Genomic DNA, 25,299 nt, shown 5'->3' with positions numbered 1-25,299 from the left:
TTTACAATAAGCGGTACGATTTGTATCTAAAAAAGAAGAAAGCTATCATGGACGCCAGGAAGCCGGCCGCGTGGAAGAAGGCGCCGCCGCGTTTGACCCGAGAGCGAGGAGACGGAAGTGACTGATGGTGCAGCCAGCGGCGTGACAGCCGGTATGACGGGCGGTGCAACGAACGGGATGAGCACAATGAACAAGCCGGACAGGATGGTCGCGGTGCGCGCCTTATTCGGCATCGATTCCGACCTGGTGGTGCCCTCCTTCAGCGAACCTGACGATCACGTTCCGGAAATCGACGAGGTTTATCGCTTCAACCCGGAAGTGACGACCGCGATCCTCGCGGGCTTCGCCCGCAACCGCCGGGTCATGGTCCAGGGGCTGCACGGCACGGGCAAATCGACGCATATCGAACAGGTCGCGGCGCGGCTCAACTGGCCGTGCGTACGCATCAATCTGGACGGTCATATCAGCCGCCTCGACCTGGTGGGAAAAGACGCGATCGTGGTGCGCGACGACTTGCAGGTGACGGAGTTCCAGGAAGGCATCGTGCCGTGGGCGCTGCAGCGCCCGGTCGCGCTGATCTTCGACGAATACGACGCCGGCCGCCCCGACGTGATGTTCGTGATCCAGCGGATTCTGGAACGCGACGGCAGGTTCACCCTGCTCGACCAGAATCGCGTGATCCGGCCGCATCCGTACTTTCGCCTGTTCGCCACCACCAACACGGTGGGCCTGGGCAACATCAACGGGCTGTATCACGGCACGCAGATGCTGAACCACGCGCAGATGGACCGCTGGAACGTGGTCGCCACGCTCAACTACCTGCCGCGTTCCGAAGAAGCGGGGATCGTGCTCGCTCGAGTGCCGGAGCTTGCCGACGACGCCGGCCGTGCGTTGATTGAATCGATGGTGAGCGTGGCCGAACTCACGCGCAAGGGTTTCACGACAGGAGATGTATCGACGCTCATGTCGCCGCGTACGGTGATCGACTGGGCAGAAAACTGCCAGATCTTCCACGATCCGGCGCGCGCCTTTCGTCTGACATTCCTGAACAAGTGCGACGAGGCGGAGCGGCCGATCGTTGCCGAGTATTTCCAGCGCTGCTTTGGCAAGGAGCTGGACCCCACGTCCGAGCGCGAGAGCCTCGCCAACGAGTCTCGCTGATGGATCCGGACAGGCAGGCGGCTCGACGCCGCGAGCAGCGCGAGAACCTGTGTGCATCGACGGTACGTGCCCTCACAGGCGATGCCTCGCTCGACTACCGCAACGGCCGCTTGTGCCGCGACCTGCGCCCGCTGCCGCTCAATGCGCCGCATCTGCGCCGCGAAACGGTGGCGAACAGGCTGGACTGCCTGCGTGGCGCGGCCGATGCCGCCGCCCTGCGTCTCATGCGTTCGGATGCGACCCTGCATGGCCGGTTATGCCCCGCCGAGCCGGTCGAGCGCCTCGTATTCGAACTGCTTGAGCAACTACGCTGCGAAAGCCTGGTGCCGCCCGGCATGCCGGGTCTGGTGTCAAACCTGCGTCGCCGGTTCGAAGCCTGGTCGCGAGGTTTTTATCGCTCCGGACAGGCGGAAAGCCATATCGGCAACCTGCTTTATACCGTCGCGCAAATTTCCTGGTCACGCCTCTCGGGCTGGCCAGTGCTTGAAGAAACCGAGGGCTTGATAGAACACACGCGCGCAGCAATCGCACCGGTGCTCGGTATGTCGCTGGCGGGGCTGCGGCGGCATCGAGGAGAGCAGCGTGCGTTTGCGGTCCACGCGCTTGAGATGGCGCGCCTGGTGAGCGAAATGATCCGGGACGTGCGCGAGCAGTATACGTTGGACGATTCAGCGGATAAAACGGATGACGAGGCCACCCGCACGGCGTTATCGCTATGGTTCGATTTCGATGACAACGAGAACGCAGATGAAGACGAGTCGATAGCTGCAGCCGTTGCCGGCGTGGGACGCGTGCCGGGGGCATCCAGCGACGATTATCGTATTTTCACCCAGCGCCATGACCAGGAGATTCACCCGGGTGCGCTCGTGCGCAAGGCGCTGCTGACGGAGTATCGGGAACGCCTTGACGCCCTCATTGCAACGCAAGGCATCAACGTGCCACGGCTGGCCCACGCGCTGCGGATCGCCCTCGCCATTGCGCAGCGCGACGGCTGGTCGTTCGGAGAGGAACATGGCCGCATTGACGGCAGGCGCCTCGCGCAACTGGTTAGCTCTCCTGCTGAGCGACGTCTGTTCCTGCTGGAACGGAACACGCCGCTGGCCGATTGCGCTGTCAGTTTCCTGATCGACTGTTCGGGTTCGATGCGCGCACACATTGAAGCGGTGACCGTCATGGTGGACACGCTCGTGCGCGCCCTGGACCAGGCGGGCGTGACTACCGAGGTGCTGGGTTTCACCACGGGCGCCTGGAACGGCGGCCGGGCCCGGCTCGACTGGCTGGCGCGCGGGCGCCCGCCTCATCCCGGCCGGCTCTGTGAACTCTCGCACATGGTGTTCAAGGATGCGTCCACCAACTGGCGACGGGCCCGCGCCGATATCGCCGCGCTCTTCAAGGCGGACCTGTTTCGCGAAGGCGTGGATGGCGAGGCGATCGACTGGGCCTGCACGCGGCTGCTTGCCCGCGCCGAGCGTAGGCGGATCCTGATTGTGATTTCAGACGGCAGTCCGATGGAGGGCGCCACCGTCCTTGCCAACCACGCGAGTTATCTCGACAATCATCTGCGGGAGGTCATCGCACGGTACGAGGCCGTGCGAGATGTGGAGGTGCTGGGATTAGGTGTTGGGCTGGACCTCAGCCCGTACTACCGGCATTGCCTCGCGATGGACCTGTCCGTGCCGCCCACCATGCCGATGCTCGGCGAACTCGTGCGATGGATCGGCGGGCGCAGGCATGCAGCGGGTGTCAGGTAAGCACGCAAATGCGCTTATGCCGGGCATGCCGCCTGCTATGTCCCTATGCCGTAGCCGTGGCGCTCAGGCTGGTTATTTCCATTTCATCCAGCACGTCGCGCACCGCGGCGATCAGACCGTGCATCTCCTTTTCGTAGAGCCGGCCGATGCAGCCGATACGAAACGATTCCGCAATCGTCAGTTTGCCGGGATAGATCACATAACCGCGCGTTTTGAGGCCATCGTAGAAACGTTCGAAGACAAAGCCCGGATGAGTAGGCATGCGGAAGGTCACGATGATCGGCGCCTGTAAATCCGTCTTCAGCAAGAGCTCAAAACCGAGCGCCTTCATGCCGTCGACCAGCACGCGGCAGTTGTTCCCATACCGTCCCCCTCGCCCCTCGACACCGCCCTCCGCATTGAATTCCTCGAGCGCCTGGTGAAACGCGACGATCACATGCGTCGGTGGCGTGAACCGGTACTGCCCGGTCTTTTCGAAATTCGCCCATTGGTCGTGCAGGTCGAGAACCAGCGTGGTGGCGTTGCCCTTCGTCGCTGCAAGCGCGTCGCGCCGGCACACGACAAAACCGAGTCCTGGTACGCCCTCTATGCACTTGTTCGACGATGCCGCCACAGCGTCGGCGTGAATCGCGGGTGCATCAACAGGCAGTGCGCCGAACGCGCTCATCGAGTCGATGAGATAGCTCTTTTTGTACTTGGCTGCGAGCGCACCGATCTCGGCAATCGGGTTGAGAATGCCCGAGGTCGTTTCGCAATGGACGACGAATATATGCGTGATCGAAGGCGTGCGCTTCAAGATGGCCTCGACCTTTTTCAGGTCCGGCGGCGCGTCTTCGGCCGTTTCATGCGTGACGGTCTTGCGCCGCGCAATGTCGAGAATGCGTTTGGCGCGCTGACCATAAGCGCCGTTAATGAGCAGGAGGACCTTGCCCGCAGGCGGCACGAAACTGGTCAGCATGGCTTCGACGGCAAACGTGCCGGAACCTTGCATGGGCACGGTTACATAGTCGCCCTCGCCGTGAACGATCTCGGCGAGTCGCGCGAGCACGGCCTTGTTGATTGCGATGAAGCTCGCATCACGCGAGCCCCAGTCGTGCACCATCGATGCCTTGACGGTACGCGAGGTAGTCAACGGCCCGGGCGTCAGGAGGAATGGATCGCCCGTTTCGGTAGCGGCTGGTTTGAGGACCGCGGATTGATTCATGGGAAAGGTATCCGTATCGATGTGTGGCGTTCAAAGGCTGCACGAAGAGCAGATAGGCGTGTGATTCGCAGGCTGCGAGGCGTTCACGTCTGCCAAGGCCCTCGGCGCGTGGCGACATTTTAACCGCGTACCGCCTGTTGCGATGCCTTAGCGCCGGTCGCGGCCCGGAAACACATCATTAATAGATACAAATCATACCGTTTATTGAAATATGAATTGACGATGGATTGATCTTATTTTATCTTTCTACATTACTAGTGTTTTTCGGAACTATATATTCCGTTTTATAAGAAAACACGAAGTCATGTCAGAACCTCTTTGATCCGGATTCACCGTGCCGACCGACTACACCGAAACGACCACTGCCGCGGACCTGACCGACGCCGGTGAAACTCGTTCCGGAATTGAGATTGGCGCCGTTAACCCAGGCAGCTACGGCACCGCGCAAACGGACGATGGCAGAAGGCTTGCCTACAATTTGGCCGACCCGTTTTCCAGAATGACGCAAATGAAGGAAGCGCACACACCGACGCTGCGCACGTTCGCGCTGCTCGAACATCTGGTCGCTGCAGAGGGACCCGTGTCGCTTGCGGACATTGCGCACGACGTGGGTTTGCCCAAGGCATCGCTGCACCGGATGCTGGCTTCTCTCGAAGCGGGCGGCCTAGTGATCCGCGCACCCGATCACAAGAACGGCTATGTCATCGGGCCGCGGCTCGCTCAACTGGGCCTTGGCGTGATGATGCACTCCGGTGCACGCCGCGTGCGTCATGCAATCCTCGCACACCTTGTCGCCGATCTCGGCGAGACCTGCAACCTGACCATGCTTCACGGGGCGCAAGTGCTCTATCTCGACAGGATGGAAGCGCCGTGGCCGCTGCGTCTCGACCTGAAACCCGGCTCTCATGTCCCCGTCTATTGCAGCGCAAGCGGCAAGCTGCTGCTGGCGATGCAAGCGCGCGAACTGCGCGGCGCGATCGTTCGTGCGCTGAAACTTGAGCGCCTCACGCCGAATACCATCACCGACCCTGAGCTGCTCGACGCAGAACTTGACCGGACCGCGCGCAAGCGTGTCGCCATCGACAATGAGGAGTTCGTGGTCGGCATTGTTTGCGTGGCTGCGCCCGTAATGGACGCAAGCGACCAATGCATCGCGGCTATAGCGGTGCATGCGCCCGTCTCGCGGGCTCCGCTGTCACGCGCGCTCGAATTCGTGCCGCGGATGCAGGAAGCCGCGCGGGAGCTCGCGAAAACTTTCTAGCGTATCCCGGTGCCTGAAAACGGAGACGCTGCTCCATCATGGGCAGTGACATGCTCGTCCAGATTTGACACGCTAAATTCCCCTTAGGATAAGAGACACCTGGAACAATCGATCCGCGTTCGGCGCAGCGGCTGTAAAGCAAACGCCGTCCATCGCTGGGATAATCGGTTTTTCTCTCTCCCACTCTGAAAGGATCCACACGTGACCGAACCTGCAAACTCCTCTTCCGGCGGCTCCGTGCGCCGCGTCGCGTTTCTTGGACTAGGCGTCATGGGTTATCCGATGGCCGGCCACCTCGCCAAAGCCGGCCTCGACGTCACGGTGTATAACCGGACGCACGCCAAGGCGGAACAATGGGTGGCCGAGCACGGCGGACAGGCGGCGCGGACACCACGCGAAGCCGCATCGAAAGCAGACCTGGTGCTGGCCTGCGTGGGCAACGACGACGACCTGCGCAGCATCACGCTGCGCGACGACGGCGCTTTCGCCGGCATGACACAGGGAACCACATTCGTCGACCACACGACAGCATCCGCCAACGTCGCGCGTGAACTTGCGGAGATCGCGGATGCACGCGGGCTGGCCTTCGTGGACGCCCCCGTGTCCGGCGGCCAGGCGGGTGCGCAGAACGGCAAGCTCACCATCATGTGCGGCGGCGCTTCGGAGGTCTTTGATCAAGTCCGCGCGACCCTCGATCACTACGCGACGGCCGTTACGTTGATCGGCCCGGCCGGCGCCGGACAACTGGCCAAGATGGTCAACCAGATCTGCATCGCGGGACTGGTTCAGGGCCTGTCAGAGGCGATCAATTTCGGCCAGTTGTCGGGCCTCGACATGCCGCTCGTACTCGATGTGATCGGCAAGGGCGCCGCGGCAAGCTGGCAGATGGACAATCGCGGCAAGACCATGATCGATGGCAAGTTCGACTACGGTTTTGCCGTCGACTGGATGCGCAAGGACCTGGGCTTCTGTCTGGACGAAGCGAAGCGCAACGGCGCTTCGCTGCCCGTGACCGCGCTCGTCGACCAGTTCTACGGCGACGTACAGGCCCTTGGCGGCAAACGCTTCGACACGTCCAGCCTGATCTGGCGCCTGCGCAAACTCAAGAGCTGAACTCGGGAGCCGACCTTCACTTGCGCCAGCGCAACGGCCGGCGCAAGTGATGCCGCTCAAGCGCCAGGCCGGGTGCTGCGTGCACGAACGCCGGCAAACCGTCGAGCGAGGTGGCCGCGGTGCGGTCGCGTTCTTCGTCGGCATCAACGGTTTTCAGCGGGTTGATAAACAGCGCCGCCACCATACCCGCGCCAAGCAAGCACGCCGAGATGGTGAACGGCACGTTATAGCTGCCGGTCGTTTCGATCAGGTAACCAAATACGACCGGTGACACCATGCCCGCCACGCCGAAGCCGGTGTTCATCATGCCGCCGGCGGTGCCTGCGTATTTGCCCGCGATATCGAGTGGCAGTGTCCAGAGCACGGGATTGGTAATCTCAAGGAAGAAAAACGACGCCGACAGGAACAGCACGGCCGTCAGCGGATTCGCTGTACTGACCATAGGCACCAGGAACGCGAGCGAGCCGCCCAGCCCAACCACAAGGATTGAGCAGCGAGCGAAGCGCAGCCGGCCGGTCATCTTGAAGATCTGGTCGGACAAGGTCCCGCCGAGCGTGTCGCCTATCACCCCCGCCAGCAGCGGCAATGCCGTGAAAAGCGCGAGTTGCTTGAGGTCGAATCCGCGCGACTCCTTGAGATAAGACGGCAGCCACGTCAGATACACCCACAGCAGCCAGCCGTAGCAAAAATCGACGAACGTCACCAGCCACATCCGGTGCATGAGCTTTCGCCACGGTGTAGCGCACTGTTTGGCGCGGTCGCAGTCACCCACGCAATAACCTATCTCCGCTGTTTCTTGCGGCGTGATGCGACGGTGCTGTTCGGGAGAGTTCGTAAACACGCACAAATAAAGCACGGTCCAGGCAAGACTCGCGGCACCGAGCAGGATGAAAGCATCGCGCCATCCACCTGTCGCGACCACCGCGAGTACGAGCGGCGGCGTGACGGCGCCGCCGAGCCGCGCGAAGCTATGCGTGATGCCCTGCGCAAAACCGCGCTCGGCGACCGGCATCCAGTAGGTAAAGGCACGGGTAGCCGTCGGAAAGGCACCGCCCTCGCCTACGCCAAGCATGAAACGCAAGCCGACGAGCATCGCCACGCTGCCGGCGAAACCGGTCGCAAGTGTTGCAACGCCCCAGATGAGTGAGAGCACGGTCAGCACGCGCTTGGGTCCGTACTTGTCGGCAAGCCAGCCACCCACGATCTGCATGACGGCATACGGATACGCGAACGCGGAGAACACAAGGCCAAGCTGCCCCGATGTCAGCCCCATCTCATGCCGGATGATAGGACCTGCCACGGCAATGTTCACGCGATCGATGTACGAGATGAAATACATCAGGCACATGACTGCAAGAATGATGTGACGCGTCTTCACACGCCGCGGATGCGTCGATTGCTGTTCCATGCTGTCTCCTGTCTCTTCCATGTGACGTCTTTGACGTTCGTGATCGCTGCTTCGGTGCTGCTTATTCCGTATTGCGTTATCTGTGTCGAGTGCTTCCTTCGCGTGAGTGGCTGTCGTCAGGCTTTGCAGGTCAGCCTTGCAGCAGTTTCAGCCGCTGCACCTTGCCCGACGGCCCGCGCGGCAGCTCATCGATCAGGCGGAATTCCTTAGGCGTCTTGAAGCGGCCGAGTTCGCGCAGGCAGTGATTCCTGAGATCGGTGAGATCGAGGGCGAGCGGGCCATCGGCCTCACGCGGCACGACGAAAGCCATGATCTCCTGCCCATAAGCCGTATCCGGCACGCCGACTACTGCTGCGTCCAGCACGCCCGGGTGTTTCAGCAACGCCTCGTCAATCTCGCGCGGCGCGATGTTCTCGCCGCCCTTGATGATCAGTTCCTTGGAGCGGCCATTGATGTAGAAATAACCTTCCGCATCGCGGTAGCCGAGGTCACCCGTGCGCAGCCACCCGTCCTCGGTGAACGCCGCTCTCGTCTCTTCCGGGCGCTTGTAGTAACCGCTCATCACCTGTTCGCCGCACAACACGATCTCGCCGCATTCGTCGTTGGCACAATCACGGCCGTGCGCGTCGATCACCCGGGCGCTCGCACCGGATGGCAAGCCGATACTGCCAACCCGCCGCCGCGCCATCTCATAGGGATTACTAAATACAGGGGCGGCGGTCTCCGTCATGCCCATTGTTTCGATCACGCCGACGCCAAAGCGTGCTTCGAACGCCCGGTGATGCTCGACCGGCAGCGCCGCGGACGCACTGCGGCAGAACTTGAGTGCGGACAGGTCAAAGGCGTGGTCATCCTGCTGGTTGAGAAGATACGCCACGATCGTGGGCACGACATTGATCCAGGTGCAGCCGTGGCGCGTGACATCACGCCAGAACGTGCGAGCGGAAAAACGCGGCGGCACCACCACTGACCCGCCGTGAAACAGCGGCGCCAGCAGCGTCACCACGAGACCGTTGATATGAAAGAGCGGCAGCGAGGCGAGTACGCGATCGTCGGCGGTGAGCCGATGTTCGGCCGTGATCGTGCGCGCGTTCACCAGAAGGTTCCGATGCGTCAGGAGCACGCCTTTCGGCTGACCGGTCGTCCCCGACGTGTACATGAGAAGTGCAACGTCTTCGGCGCACGGCGGGTTCTCGCTGTCGCTAACCGGCTTCGATGCAACAGGCCGCGCCAGAGGCTGTGCCACGGCATCGGCGAGCGCGAGTTCCGGTGGTGCAAACACCGGCGCTTCAAGCGCGTCGGGCTCGGTGGTGACAAGCAGGATCTCGCGATTGAAACCTTCGTCGCGCAACGCCGCAATGGCGGACGTAATCGCTGCCCGCGATTCATCGGATACAAATATTGCCCGTGTGTCGGAATGCTCCACGATGTAACGCACCTGCGACGGCTGGCATAGCAGGTTCAACGGATGGGCGACGAGACCGCTGTACATCGCGGCGAGCAGCAGCGTGGCCGTCTGGATGCCATTGCCCATGAACACCGAGACGACATCGCCCGACTGCAACCCCGCGTCGCGAAAACGGAGTGCAAGCGTCTGGCAAGCATCGCGCAATTGACCGAACGTCAGCACGCCCGCGCGACCGGCATTCGACGTCGCGTTTGTCTCGTCCTCAACTGGCGCGAGCAGGAAAGGTTTGTCGGGGAACTGCGTGGCGCGTTCGTCGATCAACGCGCGCAAGGTGGCAGGCGTGTTCATCGGCCATACCTCCTGAAGAAATCGCCGAGCAGGTCGTCCATCTCCGGAACCCGTTCTTCGATGGGATACGCAACCCGCGTGATATTCAGGTAATGGCGAAAACCGAGGTTCTCGGAGAAGCTGTTGCGGCCCCAGGTGCCGCAGCCCATCGATAGCGAAAACGGCAGGCCGTTGTCGAAGTTGCCCCCCGTTGCGAGGCAATGCGCCTGGTTGGAGATAACGCGTGCAACCGGCAAGTTCATGCCGAGTTGCACGGCCTCCGCGGGATCGGCGGAATGCAGCCCGACCGAGTGCCCCGCGCCCATGTAGGCATAAATGCGTTGCACGATCGAGGTCGCATCGGTGAAATCCCTTGCGCGGTAAATCGTCAGAACGGGTGAAAGCTTTTCGCCGGAGAACGGATGCTCCACGCCGAAACCGTCTTCCTCGACCATCAGGAAAGCCGGCGCCTTGGCCGCGATGTCATCAAGACCCGCCAACCGCGCAATTTCAACTGCCGACTTCGCCGTGCAACAAGCGGACAGCTTGCCACCGGTCCACATCACGGCTTGCAGGCGTTCTTTCTGAGCCGCGTCGAGTAACACCCCGCCGTTTTCAGCGAGTGCGTCGAGTGCGGACCGATACACCGCCTCCACCAGCACGACACTGTTTTCGGACGAGCAACTGGTGGCGTTGTCGAAGGTCTTGGAGAGGCGGATTTTCCGCGCCGCGTCATTCAGGTCCGCCGATGCGGCAACAATCGACGCCACGTTCCCCGCACCCACGCCGAACGCGGGCGTCCCGCTCGTATAAGCCATGCGGACATTGGCCTGGGACCCAGTCGCGACCACGAGATCGCAGTGCCTCAGGAGCGCGGCCGTTGCCGCCTTGGTGATCGGCGGCGGCAGCACCTGAACGAGATCGGACGGCAAGCCCACCTTGGCGAATTGCGCGTGGATGAATTCGATCAGCAGCGCGCACGACGAATAGCCCTTCGGCGAAGGTGCAACGATTACCGCATTGCCGCATTTCAGCGCGTTGATGATCTTGTTGGCGGGCGTGGCGGCGGGATTCGTCGACGGTGTGATCGCCGCAACCACCCCCACCGCCCGCGCGATCTCGACAATCCCGCTGGCTGCATTCCGGCTGATCACGCCGCAGGTTTTCGCGTCGTGCAAGTCGCGCAAAAGACCGAGCGTCTTCCGATAGTTCTTGCGGAACTTGTCGTCGGCGTTGCCAAGGCCCGTGTCCCGGACGGCGAGTTCCGCCAGTTGCCGGTTGCGGCCCGGCTCCATGATCGCCCATGCCGCAGCGGCGGCCGCCGCGTCCAGGACTTCCTGCCCCGCCTGCCCGAACTCTTTCTGGGCCGTGCGCGCCCGCGCGACCTGTTCCGTCACGTTCCGTTCGACGCTATCGGCTCGGGCCGCCGCCTCCGCTTCCACTGCGCTGATGTGTCCGTTCATTACGCGTTGCTCCGGCTAAAAGAATCACGATGAATTGCAATCTACTCAGCCACGCGCACAGTGAAGTCCCGTTTTCCGATCCAACGCTCGCTACCCCTCCGATAGCCACGAAAAATGCAGTTTTCGGGACGTTTCGCAGTCCCGAAAAGCGATAAAGTTGATGCAGATCTTCCATAAAAAATTTACGCCGTTCAGGAGACGGAATGTCAACGTCCAATCAATCCAACGCGGCCGCCGTGCGAGCATTCCGGGTGCTGGAAACGCTGGCCCAGGCCGGGCGCCCTCTTTCAATGACCGATCTCGTCGACGCCCTCGCGCTGCCCAAGCAGACCGTGCATCGTATCCTCGTGCAGTTGACTGACGCTTACCTCATCACCCGCGGCGCGGGCGACCGGTTGTATGAATGTTCGCCGCGCGTGCGTTCGCTCGCGGTCAACGTGCTGATGCATGCCGGCCCCGCGGCGGCACGCCATGCATTGCTGGAACAACTGGTGGAGAAAATCGGGGAGACGTGCAACCTGACAATGTTGTCGGGTAACGACGTGGTCTATGTCGACCGCGTGGAGACGGAGTGGCCGTTGCGCATGCATTTGCAACCGGGTTCGCACGTGCCCCTGCACTGTTCGGCAAGCGGAAAGCTTCTCCTGAGCTTCATGCCCCGCGAACGGCGCGAGCGGATGATCGAGACCCTGCCGCTGCGCGCCTACTCCGAGCGGACCATCATCGACCGTGACGCATTACGCAAGGAGCTGAGCACGACGCGCCGGCGCCTGCTCGCCATCAACAACCAGGAACACTTGCAGGGACTGATCGCGATCGCGGTGCCGGTCATGCTCGATCGCAATCGCGCCTGCGCGGCCATTGCCGTGCAGGCGCCGATCGGTCGCGTCGCACTCGACGACCTGCTCGCCTTCGTGCCCGACCTGCGCCTCGCCGCCGAAGAAACGGCAAAGACATTCCACGATTGAAAAGCGGCCCGAGGGGGGCACAAGCGGCCCCTCATTCAGCCGCTCATTCAGAGTCGCTCAGTGAGCCCGGGTGACCGCGTCGAATGTGTCTCTGCGCGGTTCCATCTTGTGCGCGCACCATGCCGACAGCAGCGCGGACAGCACCACGTAGACGCATACGGCCCACGGTTTGCCGCCGTTCAAGCGCATGAGCGCGGTTGCAATGATCGGGGTCAGGCCGCTCGCGAAGATTCCCGAGAACTGGTACACGAAAGAGATACCGGTATAGCGGACCTCGGCATCGAATAATTCGGCAAAAAGCGCGGCCTCCGGCCCGTAGACCATTGCATAGAAGATACCGAACGGAATCACGATCGCGAGCCATACGATCATGGTGTTGCCGCCCTGGTTCTCCATCAGCCAGAATGCCGGCAGCACCGAGAGTCCGCAAATCAACGAACCCCACCGGTACACGCGCGTGCGGCCCAACTGGTCCGACATCTTGCCGAACAGTGGAATAAAGAAACACATCACAATGGCGGCCATCATGACGCCGGTGAGCGCTTCGGTCCGGCTCATCGCAAGATGCTGCGTGAGATAGCCGATCATGAACACGGCGAAGATATTGAAGAAAACGCCGTCAATCCACCGCGCGCCCATGCCGAGCAGCACGGAGCGGCGGTACCGCGTGATCATGTCGATGAAGGGAACTTTCACGTCGCGCCGGGTGCGCTTGAGCGCCAGGAACTCGGGGGTCTCCATGACCTTGACGCGAATATAAAGGCCGATCACCACCAGCGCGAGCGACATGGCGAACGCGAGGCGCCAGCCCCACGAGAGAAACGCGGTCTCCGGCAGCAGCTTCGAAATGGCGGCCACCACGCCCGACGCAAGGCACAAGCCGATCGACAAACCGATCTGCGGCAGGCTCGCATAAAGTCCGCGCCGGTTAGGCGGCGCATATTCATAAGCCATCAGCACGGCCCCGCCCCACTCCCCGCCGAGCCCGATGCCCTGCAGAACACGCAGCGCGAGCAGCAGGATTGGCGCCCAGATGCCTATCTGCGCGTAAGTCGGCACGAAAGCCACTCCCGCTGTGGAGACACCCATGATGATGAGCGTGCAGATGAGCGCGGATTTGCGCCCGACCTTGTCCCCGAAGTGGCCAAAAATAATGCCCCCTAGCGGCCGTGTCACGAAGCCGACCGCAAACGTGGCGTAAGCGAGCATGGTGGAAACGAGCGGATCGTGCGCCGGAAAATACAGCTTGTTGAATACGATGCCCGCCACCACGCCGTACAGGAAAAAGTCGTACCACTCGACCGTGGCCCCGATGACGCTCGCGAATGCAACGCGGCGGATAACCTTGTTATCGATTGCCATTCTGTCTTCTCCGATGGATGGCCGGGCGGCCTCAGCAAACCGCCCGACGCAATACCCCAATGACCCAAAACCTGTCTCCTCCGGGGCACGAATTACCCGGTGCGCACGCTGTGTTATCAGATTGTGGTCAGCAATGCAGCCCGGACTTTTTTTGCTTCTTTAAACAACTTCGGATTGCTACGTTAAATGCAAATTCAATGTGACGCCATGGCCTCTTCAACAGGTGCTGCCATGGAACGGTCGTCGGCTCGGGCGTCGGCAAGAATCATGTCCGAGGCCTTCTCGGCGACCATCACGATCGGCACGTTGGTGTTGCCGGAGACGAGCGTCGGCATGATCGAGCCGTCGATCACGCGCAGCCCGCGGGCGCCGTAGACGCGCAGGCGCTCGTCGACCACGGCAAGCGGATCGCTTGCCACGCCCATCTTGGCGGTGCCCGACGGATGAAAGATCGTCTGCCCGTATTCGCGGCAAAACTGCAGGAGTTCGTCGTCGGTCTGCGCGTCGGCGCCGGGACGGACCTCGCGTTTCATCAGCGACGCCATGGGCTCCACGGCGGCAATCCGGCGCGCGAAACGCACACCCGCCACAGTCGTGCGACGGTCGAGATCGGTCGAGAGATAGTTCGGCTGCATCGACGGTGCATCGCGCATGTCGTTCGTGCGAATGCGCAACACGCCGCGAGACTCCGGCCGCAGCTGGCAAATTGAATAGGTGCAGCCGGGAAACGAATGGACGTCGCCGCCGGCGGAATCGGCAGAGAGCGTCGAGAAATGGAACTGGATGTCCGGCGTCTTTGCTTCGCCGGGCAGCGCGCGGCAAAACAACCCGCCCTGATTGATGCCGACAGCGAGCGGCCCTTCGCGAAACAGCGCCCATTGCAGGCCCATTTTCGCGCGGCCTTGCCAGGAATTCAGCAGGTTGTTGGTCGAGATCGGCCGCGAGACCTCATGGATCAGGCGCACTTGCAAATGATCCTGAAGATTTTCGCCGACACCCGGCCGGTTCGCGACCACCGGAATGCCGAAGTCGCCGAGCAGCCCTGCCGGACCCACGCCCGAGACCTGCAGCAATTGAGGCGATTGAAGCGCACCGGCCGCAAGCAATACCTCGCGATTCGCGCGCACCTCTTGCGTCTGTCCGTGCTGCAAGTACCGGATACCGGCGGCCCGCGTGCCTTCGAAAATAATCTTCGACGCGAGCGCATCGGTTTCCACATGCAGATTCGGTCGGCGGCGCGCGGGCTTGAGGTACGCCACAGCGGTCGAGCAACGCCAGCCCTTTCGCGTAGTCAATTGGTAGTAGCCAACGCCCTCCTGGTCGCCGCTGTTGAAATCCTGAACCGTCGGCACGCCAATCTTGTTCGATGCAGCAATGAAGGCGTCCACCAGCTCATGACGCTGCTTGATGGTCGAGGCCCAGAGCGGTCCGTCCACCCCGCGTGTTGGCGACGCCCCCAGCTCGTTGTGTTCGAGCCGCCGGAAGTACGGCAGGCACTCCTCCCAGCTCCAGCCTTTGTTTCCCAACGCACTCCAGTGGTCGTAGTCGTGCTTCTGGCCGCGCACATAGATCAGCCCGTTGATCGAACTGCTGCCGCCGAGCGTGCGTCCGCGCGGCCAGTACAACTGACGATCATTCATGTTTGGATCCGGGTCGGTCTTGAAGCCCCAGTTGTAGACCGGATGAAACATGGTCTTGCCATAGCCGATAGGAATATGAATCCAGAGATACCGGTCCGGGGGACCGGCTTCGAGCAGGCACACCGAATAACGGCCGTTTTCCGAGAGGCGGTTGGCGAGGACACAGCCAGCCGATCCCGCGCCGACAATGACGTAGTCAAAACTGCGTGCCATTACTAACGTTTCCTTGTTTTTGTCTCTCAAATTTTCGATACGTTTCGTTGAAATTTATTGATTGTTCGTTCCACCTTCAAGAAAATCCGGCTACGATCGATGAAACCGGGTCAAAAAGAGCTTTTTTGTTCCACTTTCAGGGCTGCATTCGAGCGCTTATCCGGGTTCTCCCGGACCCGGTTGCCCGCATTGAACACCCGTCATCCCTAATCAGAGGTGCGAATGAAAGACGCCGCGAGCCACGCGTCAAATGCGGCTTTACCCATCGTCTCGCATGCCGGACCGCCTGCCGCTTCACATGCTGCCCTGCACCAGGACCCGACTCCTGAGGACACCCGCGTTCTGCGTGCGCTTATCGTCGTCGAGCACCTTGCCGCGGCCGGGCAACCGTTTTCACTGTCGCAACTGTCTGCACGCCTGCACATTCCGAAGGCAACCCTCGCGCGCATGATCGAATCGCTGGAAGCGCTGGGTTACGTGACACACATACCGGATTCACGCGGTGCCGACCGTGGCATAACGCTCGGTCCACGCGCGGCCCAACTCGCGCTGACCATGCTCGCGAACAGCACGTTTACGCGCTCCTGCCGTGCGTTGCTGCGCGGACTTGTCGATGCGCTTGGAGAGAGCTGCAACCTCACCGTGCTCGACGGCGACGCCGTGCTCTACGTCGAGCGCGTGGAGACCAGCGAACCCCTGCGCCTGCACATGCAGCCGGGGATGCGCGTGCCGCTGCATTGCACGGCGAGCGGCAAGCTGTTCCTCTCGCAGATGGCGCCTACCGAGCGCGCGCTGTTCCTGGCCCGGATGCCGCTCAAGGCGCATACCTATCGCACCTTCACCGACGCCACCCTGCTCGGGGCGGAGCTTGACCGCCTGGCCTCGCGGGGTCTTGGTATCGACAATGAGGAATTCGTACGAGGGATGGTGGCGGTCGCCGTGCCGGTTCGCAAACCCGGCGGCAGCGGCGTACTGGCTTCGCTGGCCGTGCATGCGCCGACCGCGCGGGCGAGCCTCGACGACCTGCTGAAGAACGTGCCGAAAATCAAGGAAACCGCGGCGCGCCTGGCCCCCCTGCTTCACGTGGATGCCATGCCGCAACGGTAGCGGCGCAAAGATGGAACGCACGCCATCCGGCCATTGGCGGGCCAGGGGCCCGAACGCCGCAATATCGAAAACCGGAATGGAGCCGGGCGGAAACTTCACCCTGAAATCAAGGCAGGCCACGCCATAGGGCGTTTCTGTACAATGGTTGTCATCTATTTTTCGGAACGGTTGCAATGACCACTGCTGATACACCGACACTGCGTGCTTTCGCGCTGCTCGAGCATCTCGTCAAGGCGGAAGGTCCGGTGTCGCTTGCCGACATCGCGCAGGACGTCGACCTGCCGAAGCCGTCGCTGCACCGCATGCTGGCGTCGCTGGAAGCGGGCGGCCTCGTGATCCGCGATCCGGGCCACAAGAACGCCTACGTGATCGGCCCACGCCTCGCGCAACTCGGTCTCGGCGTTGTCATGCACTCAGGCGCGCGGCGTCTGCGGCACGCCATTCTCGGACGGCTGGTGGCAGACCTTGGGGAAACCTGCAACCTCACGATGCTGCACGAAACCGAAGTGCTTTACCTGGATCGCATGGAAGCGCCCTGGCCCCTGCGGCTCGACCTAAAGCCGGGTTCGAAAGTGCCGGCGTATTGCACCGCCAGCGGTAAATTGCTGCTGGCCATGATGCTGTCTCGCGAGCAGCGTTCGGCGCTGGTACGCGCGCTGAAAATTGAACGCTTCACACCGAATACCATCACCGACCCCGAAATGCTCGAAGCCGAACTCGATCGCACCGCACACAAGCGTATTGGTATCGACAACGAGGAATTTCTCGCGGGCATAGCCTGCGTCGCGGTGCCTGTGATGAACAGGGAAGGCATGAGCATTGCCGCCATTGCCGTGCACGCGCCCGTTTCCCGCGCGCCGCTCTCCCGCTCGCTCGAATTCGTGCCGCGCCTGCAGGAAGCGGCGCGAGAACTGGCAAACACCTTCTAGGCTTGATATCAGTCCGATTTTGGCTGCATCGTTCATAAGAACTTGCTCCAAAAAACGATCCTATGAAACGCCATCGGCGCTCTACGCTTCCCACGGATTGATAACGGCGATGCTGGCGGCCTCATAGGGGGCCGTGTCGCGTGAAGCCACGATGAACGCTCGCGAAGCTGCGATCGCGGCAATGTAGCCGTCGGGTGTGGGGAATCCTCGCCCGCCGGCTTTGGCCAGCTCGGCATAGCGCCGCGCGGCATCGGTATCAAATGGCAGCACCCGATCCCTGAACAGCCCCAACAAACCGTCAAGGGCCTGTGCCAGCATGTCCTTGCGCTTGCCGGTCGGGAGCGCCCCGATACCAAATAGCAACTCGGCCAGCGTCACGCTGGACAGATAGAGCGTTTCGACAGCTTGCTCATTCAACCAGGCCCGAACGGCCGGGTTTGGCTCGGGCTTCATCGCCTCGGAAACAACGTTCGTATCGAGGACGATCATTCAAACCTCGGCGGTTCGGCCGGCTTCTTGTCTCTCACCCGGTCGAAGACCTCGAAATCCTTGTTCGTCAGGCCGATTTTGCGACCCAATGCGGAAAGAGCCTCACCCAGACGAACACGCGTCTCCGGCTTGACCGCGTTCGCCAAAATCTCGCGGACCTCGGCCTCGGTGCTATGCCCGTGTTGAGCGGCCCGCACCCGCAGCGCGCGATGTACATCATCGGGCAAGTTCCGTACTGTAAGCATCGCCATAGAATCATCTCGCTAGTATGCATTCAACGCATTCATTATATTATTTTGAATGCGTCGTCACAAGCAAGATCGTTATGTCGTCGTCCTGTTCACCTGCGTGATTTCGTTCCACTTGACGATCAGTGTCTGGTTTTAACTCCGCACCGGGCACCGGCAAATCTTCATGCAGGCGGGAGAAGCGCATCAATGAGGGAATTTCAGCAGCCTTCCAGGCGTCTCTGCGTCGCGACGGACACGCAGTTGCCCGTCACACAGGCCGCAGGCCTGCCAGCGCCGCCTGAGGCCCCCACTGCCGTCCCGCGAAGTGCTCAGGCAGTCTGCCTCGGACGCTCCTTGCGAAACGCGCGTTTTACCGCGATCAGTCCGTCGCGAAACTCAAAGAGATCGCAACCTTCGGCCTCGATACGCCAGCCTTCCGCGTGCGTGCCGGTAAAGACCCATTCCGACACACCGCGCCCACCGGCTACGTAGTGTCGGCCGTGTCCCCAGCGGGCATCGGGAAAAGTCTTGAAGACCGCTTCAAAGGCTGCTTGCACTGCCGCGCGTCCGGCAAACCGTGTGCCGTGGATCTCGTTGCCGCCGGCGGTATCGAAGACGCAGTCTTCGGTCATGAAGGCCATCAGCGCGTTGGCGTCGTGGCGGTTGAAGGCGTCGGAAAAGGCCGCAAGCGTGTCGGCCGTCACTTCGGATGTCGCGGTGAGCGAGTCTGTCATACGTGTCTCCGGTCAGATTGGCATGGCCGCACGCCGGTCGGCGATGGCTGCGGCCAAGTTTCACCGACACGTTAAGTAACTCTCCGCTCCCGCGGTAGCGCCAGTCGAGCCGATTCGCTTGGGCCAGCGCCCGCCTCATGCTGCCGCGCGAAGGCTCACGCCTGCGGACATTGCGCCCGCACGAGCGCCGCCAGCGCACGCACACCGGGTTCGATCTTTTCCAGCTTGATCGCCGAAAAGCCCATGCGGAAGCATTGGCGCTGCTCCAGCCCTTCCATAAAAAACACGCTGCCCAGCTCGATCAGGATGCCGTGCGCCTCGGCTTCAGCAGCAAGACGTGTTGCGTCGAGCCAGAGCGGACCTTCCACCCAGCACGAGGAGCCGCCGGTGATCCGTACGTGCCTGACCTCCGGCAGATGGATGTCGAGCGCGGCCTTGAGCGCCTCCGCACGCTCCTTGTAGGCGAACGCAAGCCGCCGCAGCAACGCGTCGTGATGGCCGAGCGCGAGAAAGGTCGCGAACGCGCGCTGGATGTACGCCGCCGGATGACGCACCATCAACCGCCGCAACGCCCGCAGCTCGCGAATCAGGTCACGCGGGCCGACCACATAACCGAGCCGCAAGCCCGGGGCGAAACTCTTCGACAAGCTGCCCACGTAGAGCACGCGGTCAGCGGTATCCAGGCTCTTCAACGCCGGATGCGGCGCGCCGGAGAAATTATTCTCGCTCTCGTAATCGTCTTCGATCACGACAAAATCATGTTTCTGGGCCAGTTCGAGCAGCGCGTGTCTGCGTTCGAGCAGCAAAGTCGCGGTGGTCGGACACTGATGGCTCGGCGTCACATACACGTAGTCGCATTGCGCCAGCAGATGGGCGTCTGCGACCGGGCGCACGCCGCCTTCATCGACCGGCAGCGGCAGCAGCGGCGCATGGCGGTTCAGGAAAATATTGCGGGCATCGGGATAACCGGGGTTCTCAAAACCAATCGTCGTGCGCTCGTTCGCCAGCAGGTCGGCAATGAGGTAAAGCGCCTGCTGTGCCCCCATCGTGACAACGATTTCGTCCGGCATCGCGAAGACGCCGCGACGCGGCAGCACGCGGGTACGAATCTGCTGGATCAGCGTGTCGTCGTCGCGTTCGATCAGGTCCGGCGCCCAGTTGCGGATCTCCATGACGGAGAGCGCCTTCATGCAGCACTCGCGCCAGTCGCTCGTTGGAAAGAGCGTCTGGTCGAACTGACCATAGATGAAAGGAAACTCGTAGTTCTGCCAACTCGCCTGCTTGACGATATTGCGCTGCAAGGACGGCAAACGCGCAATGCGTTGGGTCCAGTCGGGCCGCCCTACCGCCTCGTTCGCCGCGACGGTTTGAGGCGGGACAAACCCGTGCCGGCCTTCGAGCATGGCCGGATTGACGAAGTGCCCGCTGCGCTCCCGGGAAATCAGGTAACCCTCTTCCACCAGCTGCTGGTAAGCGAGCACGACCGTATTGCGGGCCACGCTCAACTGGTCGGCCAGTTCGCGGCTCGAGGGCAACGCGGTATCGAGGGACATCTGCCCGTCGAGAATGGCGGCTACCAGCATCTGCCGAATCTGCCCTTGCAGGCTGATATTCGATTCAGCCGACCGCTGGAACCGCTGCGACCACATTGCCGACGACATCCGGCTAGCCATATTTCCTCCGTGATTGATCAGGGTGATTAATTCGGAATTAACGCGACCTGGCGCGATGGCCGTCGGCGTGGCCCCCTGCGAGCCAGGCGTGCAGCGCCGAAACGGCGCGGCGAATGTGGACTCAACGATCGGCGGCGTCTGGTACTAACTCCGCCGATTTTTAGTTGACGATACTCGATTCGACCGTGTTCCCGCGATCGGGACAAGCCCCGGTCGTTCCGACAAGACTTGCGTGCCATGCACGCTGCCCGCCAGGAGATCCGCAATGCAACACGATAAACGATCAAAATTTTCGGGGTGGTTCGCCCGCCCGATGCATCGCGTCATTGCAGCCGCTACCGTGTTGGCGACGTTCGTCACCATCGTGGTGCAACCCGCGCACGCCGAGGACAAGGAAGTCACCATCGCGTACCAGCAGATCGTCGACCCCTGGGTCGTGGCAATAGCCAACGGGTCCATCGAAAAGGAGACCGGCTACAAGATCAACTGGCGGCAGTTCGAGTCGGGCGCGAAAGTAGCAACGGCGATGGCGTCGGGCGATGTGAAGTTGGGGGTCATCGGATCGAGCCCGCTGGCTGCGGCCGTGAGCCAGGGCGTGGATCTGCAGCTCTTCTGGATCCTCGACAATATCAACCAGGCTGAAGCAATGGTCGTGCGCAATGGCTCCGGCGTGACGAAGCCGGCTGACCTGAAAGGCAAGACGATCGGCGTCCCGTTCGTTTCGACCACCCACTATCACACGATGTTCGCGCTGCAGCACTGGGGCATCAACCCCTCCGATGTGAAGATCCTCAACATGCAGCCGAACCAGATCGTCGCTGCATGGGAACGAGGTGATATCGACGCGGCCTATGTATGGAATCCGGCGCTGGCCGAACTCAAGAAAAGCGGCAAGGTGCTGATCACGTCGGGGGATCTTTCAAAGCTTGGAAAACCGACATTCGATGGTATTGCGGTCGACCGGAAATGGGGCGAGGAGCATAAGGACTTCATGGCAAAACTGGTGAAGGCCATTGCCGGCGCGGACGATCAATATCGCCGTAATACCGCTGAGTGGAATGCGGGCTCGCCGCAGGCGGCAGCGATTGCGAAGATGATCGGCGGCGCGCCCGGCGACGTGCCGGAATCGCTCTCGCTGTATGCATTCCCCTCGCTTGCCGACCAGGTGTCGGCGCAATGGCTCGGCGGCGGCAATGCGGGTCGCGCAACGCTTGCGCTCAAGGACACGTCGATGTTCCTCAAGGACCAGAAACGCATTGATGCGGTTGCTTCCGACTACTCGAGCTTTGTCACGCCCGAGTATGCAGAAGCCGCGATGAAGCTCAAGTGAACCACGCCAGGGTCATCGATCAGGAGGATCTATGGAAAGCATGAAGATCACGAACGTCAGCGTGACGTTTCCGGGACGCCGCGCCGGCGAGAGCGTGCACGCGCTGGACAATATCAACCTGCAGATCGACTCGGGTGATCTGGTTGTCGCGCTGGGCGCATCGGGGTGTGGCAAGACGACCCTGCTGTCGCTGATGGCGGGTTTCATCGCGCCGAGCAGCGGTGAGCTGCTGCTCGGGGGCGAACCTATTGCCGGACCCGGCGCCGATCGCGGCGTGGTGTTCCAGAAACACGCGCTGCTGCCGTGGCTGAACGTGATCGATAACGCGGAATTCGGGCTGAAGCTGCAGGGCGTGGCCAAGGCCACGCGCCGCGAGATTGCCGTGCGCAACCTCGCGCTTGTCGGCTTGCAGGACTTCCACAAGCATATGATCTATCAATTATCCGGTGGCATGCAGCAGCGTGTAGGTATTGCCCGCGCGCTGACCTGCGACCCCGCCATGCTGCTGATGGACGAACCCATGGCCGCACTCGACGCGCTCACTCGGGAAACCATTCAGGAACTGCTGCTCGATGTCTGGAGGAAGACGAACAAGATGTTCTTCTTCATCACCCATAGCGTGGAGGAAGCGCTCTTTCTAGCCAGCAGGCTGATCGTGATGTCGCCCCGCCCTGGACGTATCACGCATACCTACGAGCTCGATTTCAACCGGCGTTTTCTCGACACCCGCGACGCTCGGGCGGTCAAATCGAGCCCGGACTTCATTGAAATGCGCGAGCGCATACTCAGCATCATCTACGGCGATGAGAAATCCCACGGCGCAGCGGCGGAGGTGGCGCATGTCTAATTTCATGTCCGGTTCGAAATCGATCAACGCGCTACCTCACCGCGACCTGCCAATGAGACCCGAGACCTCCGCCGAACCGCCGCAACGGCCGCGCCACCGTGTGCGGGTTCTCGCCAAGAAACCGGTCAAGCCCGGCGACTCGTTTGGCGTTCCCGGACAAGGCAGCAGCCTTGCCGCCAGCATGTTCACCATCCTCGCGCTGTTCGGATTGTGGTTCGCGGTGACCAACCTGCATTTGATCAAGCCGCTCTTCCTGCCTTCGCCGCAGGCCGTCTATGCAAAGTTCATCCTGGTGGCCACGGACGGGTTCGCCAACTCGACGCTCGCGCAACATACCGGCATCAGCCTCTTGCGTGTGTTCGGTGCATTCGCGCTCGCGTGCCTGACGGCCATACCCGTGGGTGTGATGATGGGCGTGTCACGGATCGCGCGCGGCCTGTTCGATCCGCCGATCGAGTTCTATCGCCCGCTGCCGCCGCTTGCCTACCTGCCGCTCATCATCATCTGGTTCGGTATTGGCGAGTTCTCGAAGGTGTTCCTGATTTATCTCGCGATCTTTGCGCCGCTTGCCATTGCCGCGCGTGCCGGCGTGCGTTCAGTGTCGATCGAGCAGATACACGCCGCTTATTCGATGGGCGCATCGCGCACGCAAGTGGTCCTCTACGTGATTCTCAAATCCGCGATGCCGGAGATCTTCACGGGCATGCGGATTGGCATCGGCGTGGGCTGGACCACGCTGGTCGCCGCCGAGATGGTGGCGTCGACCAGCGGACTCGGTTTCATGGTGCTCAATGCCGCCGAGTTTCTCGCAAGCGATGTGGTGATCATGGGGATTATCGTGATCGGATTCTTCGCGCTGTGTTTCGACGTATTGATGCGCTACGTGGAGCGGGTGCTGGTGCCCTGGAAGGGGAAGGTCTAGTCCTCCCCGGCCATGCCGCCGCTCCCGGGCGGCGGCATGTGGACTTAGCGATTGACCGGCACTGGTCCTACTCATCCTTGTTTATGGCTTGCGATACTGGATCCACAATACCCGGAGACAACATGCTCAAGCTTTTCATCGGGATCGGCATTCCCTATATAGGCGTTATCGGCCTGTTGCCGTGGGTTGCATCCATCGACCGGACCGTGCTCGGCGTCCCGTTCATCTACGCCTGGATCTTCGGGTGGTTCGTGGTGACGTCGGGTTGCCTGATGCTCTGCTGGCGTCTGTTCGACTGCCATTTCGACGATGCACATCCCGACAACAACTGAAGGAGGATGACGGATGGCTACCGCCGTATTTCTAGGCTTCATCGTCTTTTCGCTCTACCTCGCGATCCGCTCGAAATCGGGCCGCGGCCCGCAAAGCGTGCACGATTTCTTTGTGGCCTCGCGGCAGTTCGGCGCGTACCTCGTGTTCTTTCTCGCCGCGGGCGAGATCTACAGCATCGGCACAATGGTCGGTTTTCCCGGCGGCATCTACGCCAAGGGGCCAACTTACGGCGTGTGGTTCCTGGGTTATATCCTGCTCGCTTATCCGGTCGGTTATTTTCTCGGGCCAAAGATCTGGCAAGCGGGCAAACGGTATAACGCGATCACCCTGCCCGACCTGTTCAAGGGCCATTTCCAGAGCCGTACGCTGGAGCTTGTCGTGGCTGCGTCCGCCATTCTGTTCCTGCTGCCCTGGGGCCAATTGCAGTTCACCGGGCTCGTGGCCGCACTCAAGGGATTGGGCTGGAATTTCCAGCCGTTCTATCTGATCCTGATATCGGCCATGCTGGCGTTCACGTATATCGCGATTGCGGGCGTGCGGGCATCGGCTTATATCGCGGTGCTGAAAGACGTGCTCATGGTCCTCGCCATTGTTATCACAGGCGTCGCGGTCTCGGCGGAAGTGGGCGTCACCGAGGTCTTCCACGCAGCGAGCCTGCACGTCAGCAACCGCATGGACGCACATCAGTTGACGTTCTCGATGAGCACCATGCTGTTCCAGTCACTCGGCTTCTATGTGATGCCGTTTGCGATACAGAATTTCTTCACGGCAAAAAGCGCCAACACGATCCGGCGCACACAGGTTGCCATGCCGCTCTACATGCTGATGTACCCGTTTCTCGTGGTCGCGTCCTACTACGCGATCAGCCAGAACTTGCATCTTGCATCGCCCAACGAAGCGTTCTTCGCGGCGGCGATCCGTCTGCTGCCGGGATGGCTCCTGGGTCTCGTGGCTGCGGGCGCATCGCTTTCCGGGCTGCTCGTGCTGGCGGGCATCTGCCTTTCCATCGGGCCGATCGTCACGCGCAACCTGCTGCCGGACATGCCTGAGAACAAGCAGAAAGCGAGTGCAAAAGTGGTGATCGTCATCTACCTGATCGTCTCGATCGTGATGACGCTGCTGACGCCTAACCTGATGCTTACGCTCATCAACACCACGTACTACGGCGTGACCCAGTTCTTCCCCGGCGTCATCGCGATCCTGTTCGGGCTTCGCGTGCGGCCCGCAGCCATTGCGGCAGGCATGCTCACCGGACAAATCCTGGCGATCGTCCTCTATGTCTTGCAGTTGGATCTGGGCGGCTTGAACCTGGGCCTTGTGTGCCTGGCCGTGAATGTTGCCGTGCTCGCCGCAGTGCACCTTGCGATGCGGCGGCCCCACGTGCATGCTCTGTCCTGACCGGTGTGCCGACTGCCCAATCATCTAG

Annotated in this window: 22 protein-coding genes; 12 read left to right on the top strand and 10 right to left on the bottom strand. The window is 61.7% G+C overall.

All coding sequences use genetic code 11. The features are described 5' to 3' along the window. Window positions 1-177 precede the first annotated feature (177 nt). Window positions 178-1,161 (top strand): AAA family ATPase, encoded by a 984-nt coding sequence (locus ABH944_RS06670; protein WP_404605357.1) that lies wholly within the window; start codon window positions 178-180, stop codon window positions 1,159-1,161. After that, complete coding sequence (locus ABH944_RS06665; protein ID WP_404604946.1) at window positions 1,161-2,912, top strand: cobaltochelatase CobT-related protein; 1,752 nt, start codon at window positions 1,161-1,163, stop codon at window positions 2,910-2,912. The genes ABH944_RS06670 and ABH944_RS06665 overlap by 1 nt, the downstream gene beginning before the upstream one ends. Before the next feature lie 43 nt (window positions 2,913-2,955). Here the strand turns inward: ABH944_RS06665 and ABH944_RS06660 are convergent, their stop codons facing one another. After that, window positions 2,956-4,116, bottom strand: coding sequence for a 2-aminoethylphosphonate--pyruvate transaminase (locus tag ABH944_RS06660; protein WP_404604948.1), 1,161 nt, complete (start codon window positions 4,114-4,116; stop codon window positions 2,956-2,958). A 508-nt stretch (window positions 4,117-4,624) separates the two neighbouring features. On the opposite strand from ABH944_RS06660, the gene ABH944_RS06655 reads away from it, so the two are divergent. Together ABH944_RS06655 and ABH944_RS06650 are read left to right on the top strand one after the other, a co-directional pair. Further along, on the top strand, window positions 4,625-5,377 hold the full coding sequence (locus ABH944_RS06655) for an IclR family transcriptional regulator (protein WP_404605358.1): 753 nt from the start codon (window positions 4,625-4,627) through the stop codon (window positions 5,375-5,377). 201 nt (window positions 5,378-5,578) lie between these two features. Further along, window positions 5,579-6,490, top strand: coding sequence for an NAD(P)-dependent oxidoreductase (locus tag ABH944_RS06650; protein WP_404604950.1), 912 nt, complete (start codon window positions 5,579-5,581; stop codon window positions 6,488-6,490). A 16-nt stretch (window positions 6,491-6,506) separates the two neighbouring features. Here the strand turns inward: ABH944_RS06650 and ABH944_RS06645 are convergent, their stop codons facing one another. From ABH944_RS06645 to sauS, 3 genes are all read right to left on the bottom strand, one after another. Continuing rightward, window positions 6,507-7,898, bottom strand: a complete 1,392-nt coding sequence (locus ABH944_RS06645) for an MFS transporter (protein ID WP_404604952.1) — start codon at window positions 7,896-7,898, stop codon at window positions 6,507-6,509. A gap of 130 nt (window positions 7,899-8,028) precedes the next feature. Continuing rightward, the gene (locus ABH944_RS06640) at window positions 8,029-9,654 is read right to left on the bottom strand and encodes an AMP-binding protein (protein ID WP_404604954.1); all 1,626 of its coding nucleotides are present in this window, start codon (window positions 9,652-9,654) and stop codon (window positions 8,029-8,031) included. Next, on the bottom strand, window positions 9,651-11,096 hold the full coding sequence (sauS, locus tag ABH944_RS06635) for an acylating sulfoacetaldehyde dehydrogenase (protein WP_404604955.1): 1,446 nt from the start codon (window positions 11,094-11,096) through the stop codon (window positions 9,651-9,653). Before sauS ends, ABH944_RS06640 begins: the two co-directional genes overlap by 4 nt. 203 nt (window positions 11,097-11,299) lie before the next feature. On the opposite strand from sauS, the gene ABH944_RS06630 reads away from it, so the two are divergent. Beyond that, window positions 11,300-12,064: an IclR family transcriptional regulator gene (locus tag ABH944_RS06630; protein WP_404604957.1), complete on the top strand. Its 765-nt coding sequence runs from the start codon at window positions 11,300-11,302 to the stop codon at window positions 12,062-12,064. A gap of 57 nt (window positions 12,065-12,121) precedes the next feature. On the opposite strand, the gene ABH944_RS06625 is transcribed toward ABH944_RS06630, so the two are convergent. After that, a complete protein-coding gene (locus ABH944_RS06625; RefSeq protein ID WP_404604959.1) occupies window positions 12,122-13,426 on the bottom strand; it encodes an MFS transporter in 1,305 nt (434 codons plus the stop codon). Window positions 13,427-13,620: 194 nt separating this feature from the next. After that, window positions 13,621-15,279: a GMC family oxidoreductase gene (locus tag ABH944_RS06620; protein WP_404604960.1), complete on the bottom strand. Its 1,659-nt coding sequence runs from the start codon at window positions 15,277-15,279 to the stop codon at window positions 13,621-13,623. 222 nt (window positions 15,280-15,501) lie between these two features. On the opposite strand from ABH944_RS06620, the gene ABH944_RS06615 reads away from it, so the two are divergent. Beyond that, a complete protein-coding gene (locus ABH944_RS06615) occupies window positions 15,502-16,386 on the top strand; it encodes an IclR family transcriptional regulator (RefSeq protein WP_404604962.1) in 885 nt (294 codons plus the stop codon). A gap of 173 nt (window positions 16,387-16,559) precedes the next feature. Next, window positions 16,560-17,315 carry an IclR family transcriptional regulator gene (locus tag ABH944_RS06610; RefSeq protein WP_404604964.1) on the top strand — a complete coding sequence of 252 codons (756 nt, stop codon included), beginning with the start codon at window positions 16,560-16,562 and terminating at the stop codon, window positions 17,313-17,315. Between the two features lie 81 nt (window positions 17,316-17,396). Here the strand turns inward: ABH944_RS06610 and ABH944_RS06605 are convergent, their stop codons facing one another. From ABH944_RS06605 to pdxR, 4 genes are all read right to left on the bottom strand, one after another. Beyond that, complete coding sequence (locus ABH944_RS06605) at window positions 17,397-17,804, bottom strand: type II toxin-antitoxin system VapC family toxin (RefSeq protein ID WP_404604965.1); 408 nt, start codon at window positions 17,802-17,804, stop codon at window positions 17,397-17,399. After that, window positions 17,801-18,055, bottom strand: a complete 255-nt coding sequence (locus ABH944_RS06600; RefSeq protein WP_404604966.1) for a FitA-like ribbon-helix-helix domain-containing protein — start codon at window positions 18,053-18,055, stop codon at window positions 17,801-17,803. The genes ABH944_RS06605 and ABH944_RS06600 overlap by 4 nt, the downstream gene beginning before the upstream one ends. Before the next feature lie 308 nt (window positions 18,056-18,363). Then, window positions 18,364-18,768: a nuclear transport factor 2 family protein gene (locus tag ABH944_RS06595; RefSeq protein ID WP_404604968.1), complete on the bottom strand. Its 405-nt coding sequence runs from the start codon at window positions 18,766-18,768 to the stop codon at window positions 18,364-18,366. A gap of 155 nt (window positions 18,769-18,923) precedes the next feature. Then, window positions 18,924-20,441, bottom strand: a complete 1,518-nt coding sequence (pdxR, locus tag ABH944_RS06590; protein ID WP_404604969.1) for a MocR-like pyridoxine biosynthesis transcription factor PdxR — start codon at window positions 20,439-20,441, stop codon at window positions 18,924-18,926. Between the two features lie 265 nt (window positions 20,442-20,706). On the opposite strand from pdxR, the gene tauA reads away from it, so the two are divergent. The 5 genes from tauA (at window position 20,707) to ABH944_RS06565 (ending at window position 25,271) form a co-directional block, all read left to right on the top strand. Next, window positions 20,707-21,771: a taurine ABC transporter substrate-binding protein gene (gene tauA, locus ABH944_RS06585; RefSeq protein ID WP_404604970.1), complete on the top strand. Its 1,065-nt coding sequence runs from the start codon at window positions 20,707-20,709 to the stop codon at window positions 21,769-21,771. A gap of 31 nt (window positions 21,772-21,802) precedes the next feature. After that, a complete protein-coding gene (locus ABH944_RS06580) occupies window positions 21,803-22,618 on the top strand; it encodes a taurine ABC transporter ATP-binding protein (RefSeq protein ID WP_404604972.1) in 816 nt (271 codons plus the stop codon). A 4-nt stretch (window positions 22,619-22,622) separates the two neighbouring features. Beyond that, window positions 22,623-23,540, top strand: a complete 918-nt coding sequence (locus ABH944_RS06575; RefSeq protein ID WP_404605360.1) for an ABC transporter permease subunit — start codon at window positions 22,623-22,625, stop codon at window positions 23,538-23,540. Window positions 23,541-23,662: 122 nt separating this feature from the next. Next, window positions 23,663-23,872: a DUF3311 domain-containing protein gene (locus ABH944_RS06570; RefSeq protein ID WP_404604974.1), complete on the top strand. Its 210-nt coding sequence runs from the start codon at window positions 23,663-23,665 to the stop codon at window positions 23,870-23,872. Between the two features lie 13 nt (window positions 23,873-23,885). Further along, window positions 23,886-25,271 (top strand): sodium:solute symporter family protein, encoded by a 1,386-nt coding sequence (locus ABH944_RS06565; RefSeq protein WP_404604975.1) that lies wholly within the window; start codon window positions 23,886-23,888, stop codon window positions 25,269-25,271. Window positions 25,272-25,299 lie beyond the last annotated feature (28 nt).

Source organism: Caballeronia udeis (assembly GCF_044909315.1).
Classification (GTDB): domain Bacteria; phylum Pseudomonadota; class Gammaproteobacteria; order Burkholderiales; family Burkholderiaceae; genus Caballeronia; species Caballeronia udeis_A.
Note: the sequence above shows the minus strand (reverse complement) of the source record. Positions and strands in the feature narration are given on the sequence as shown.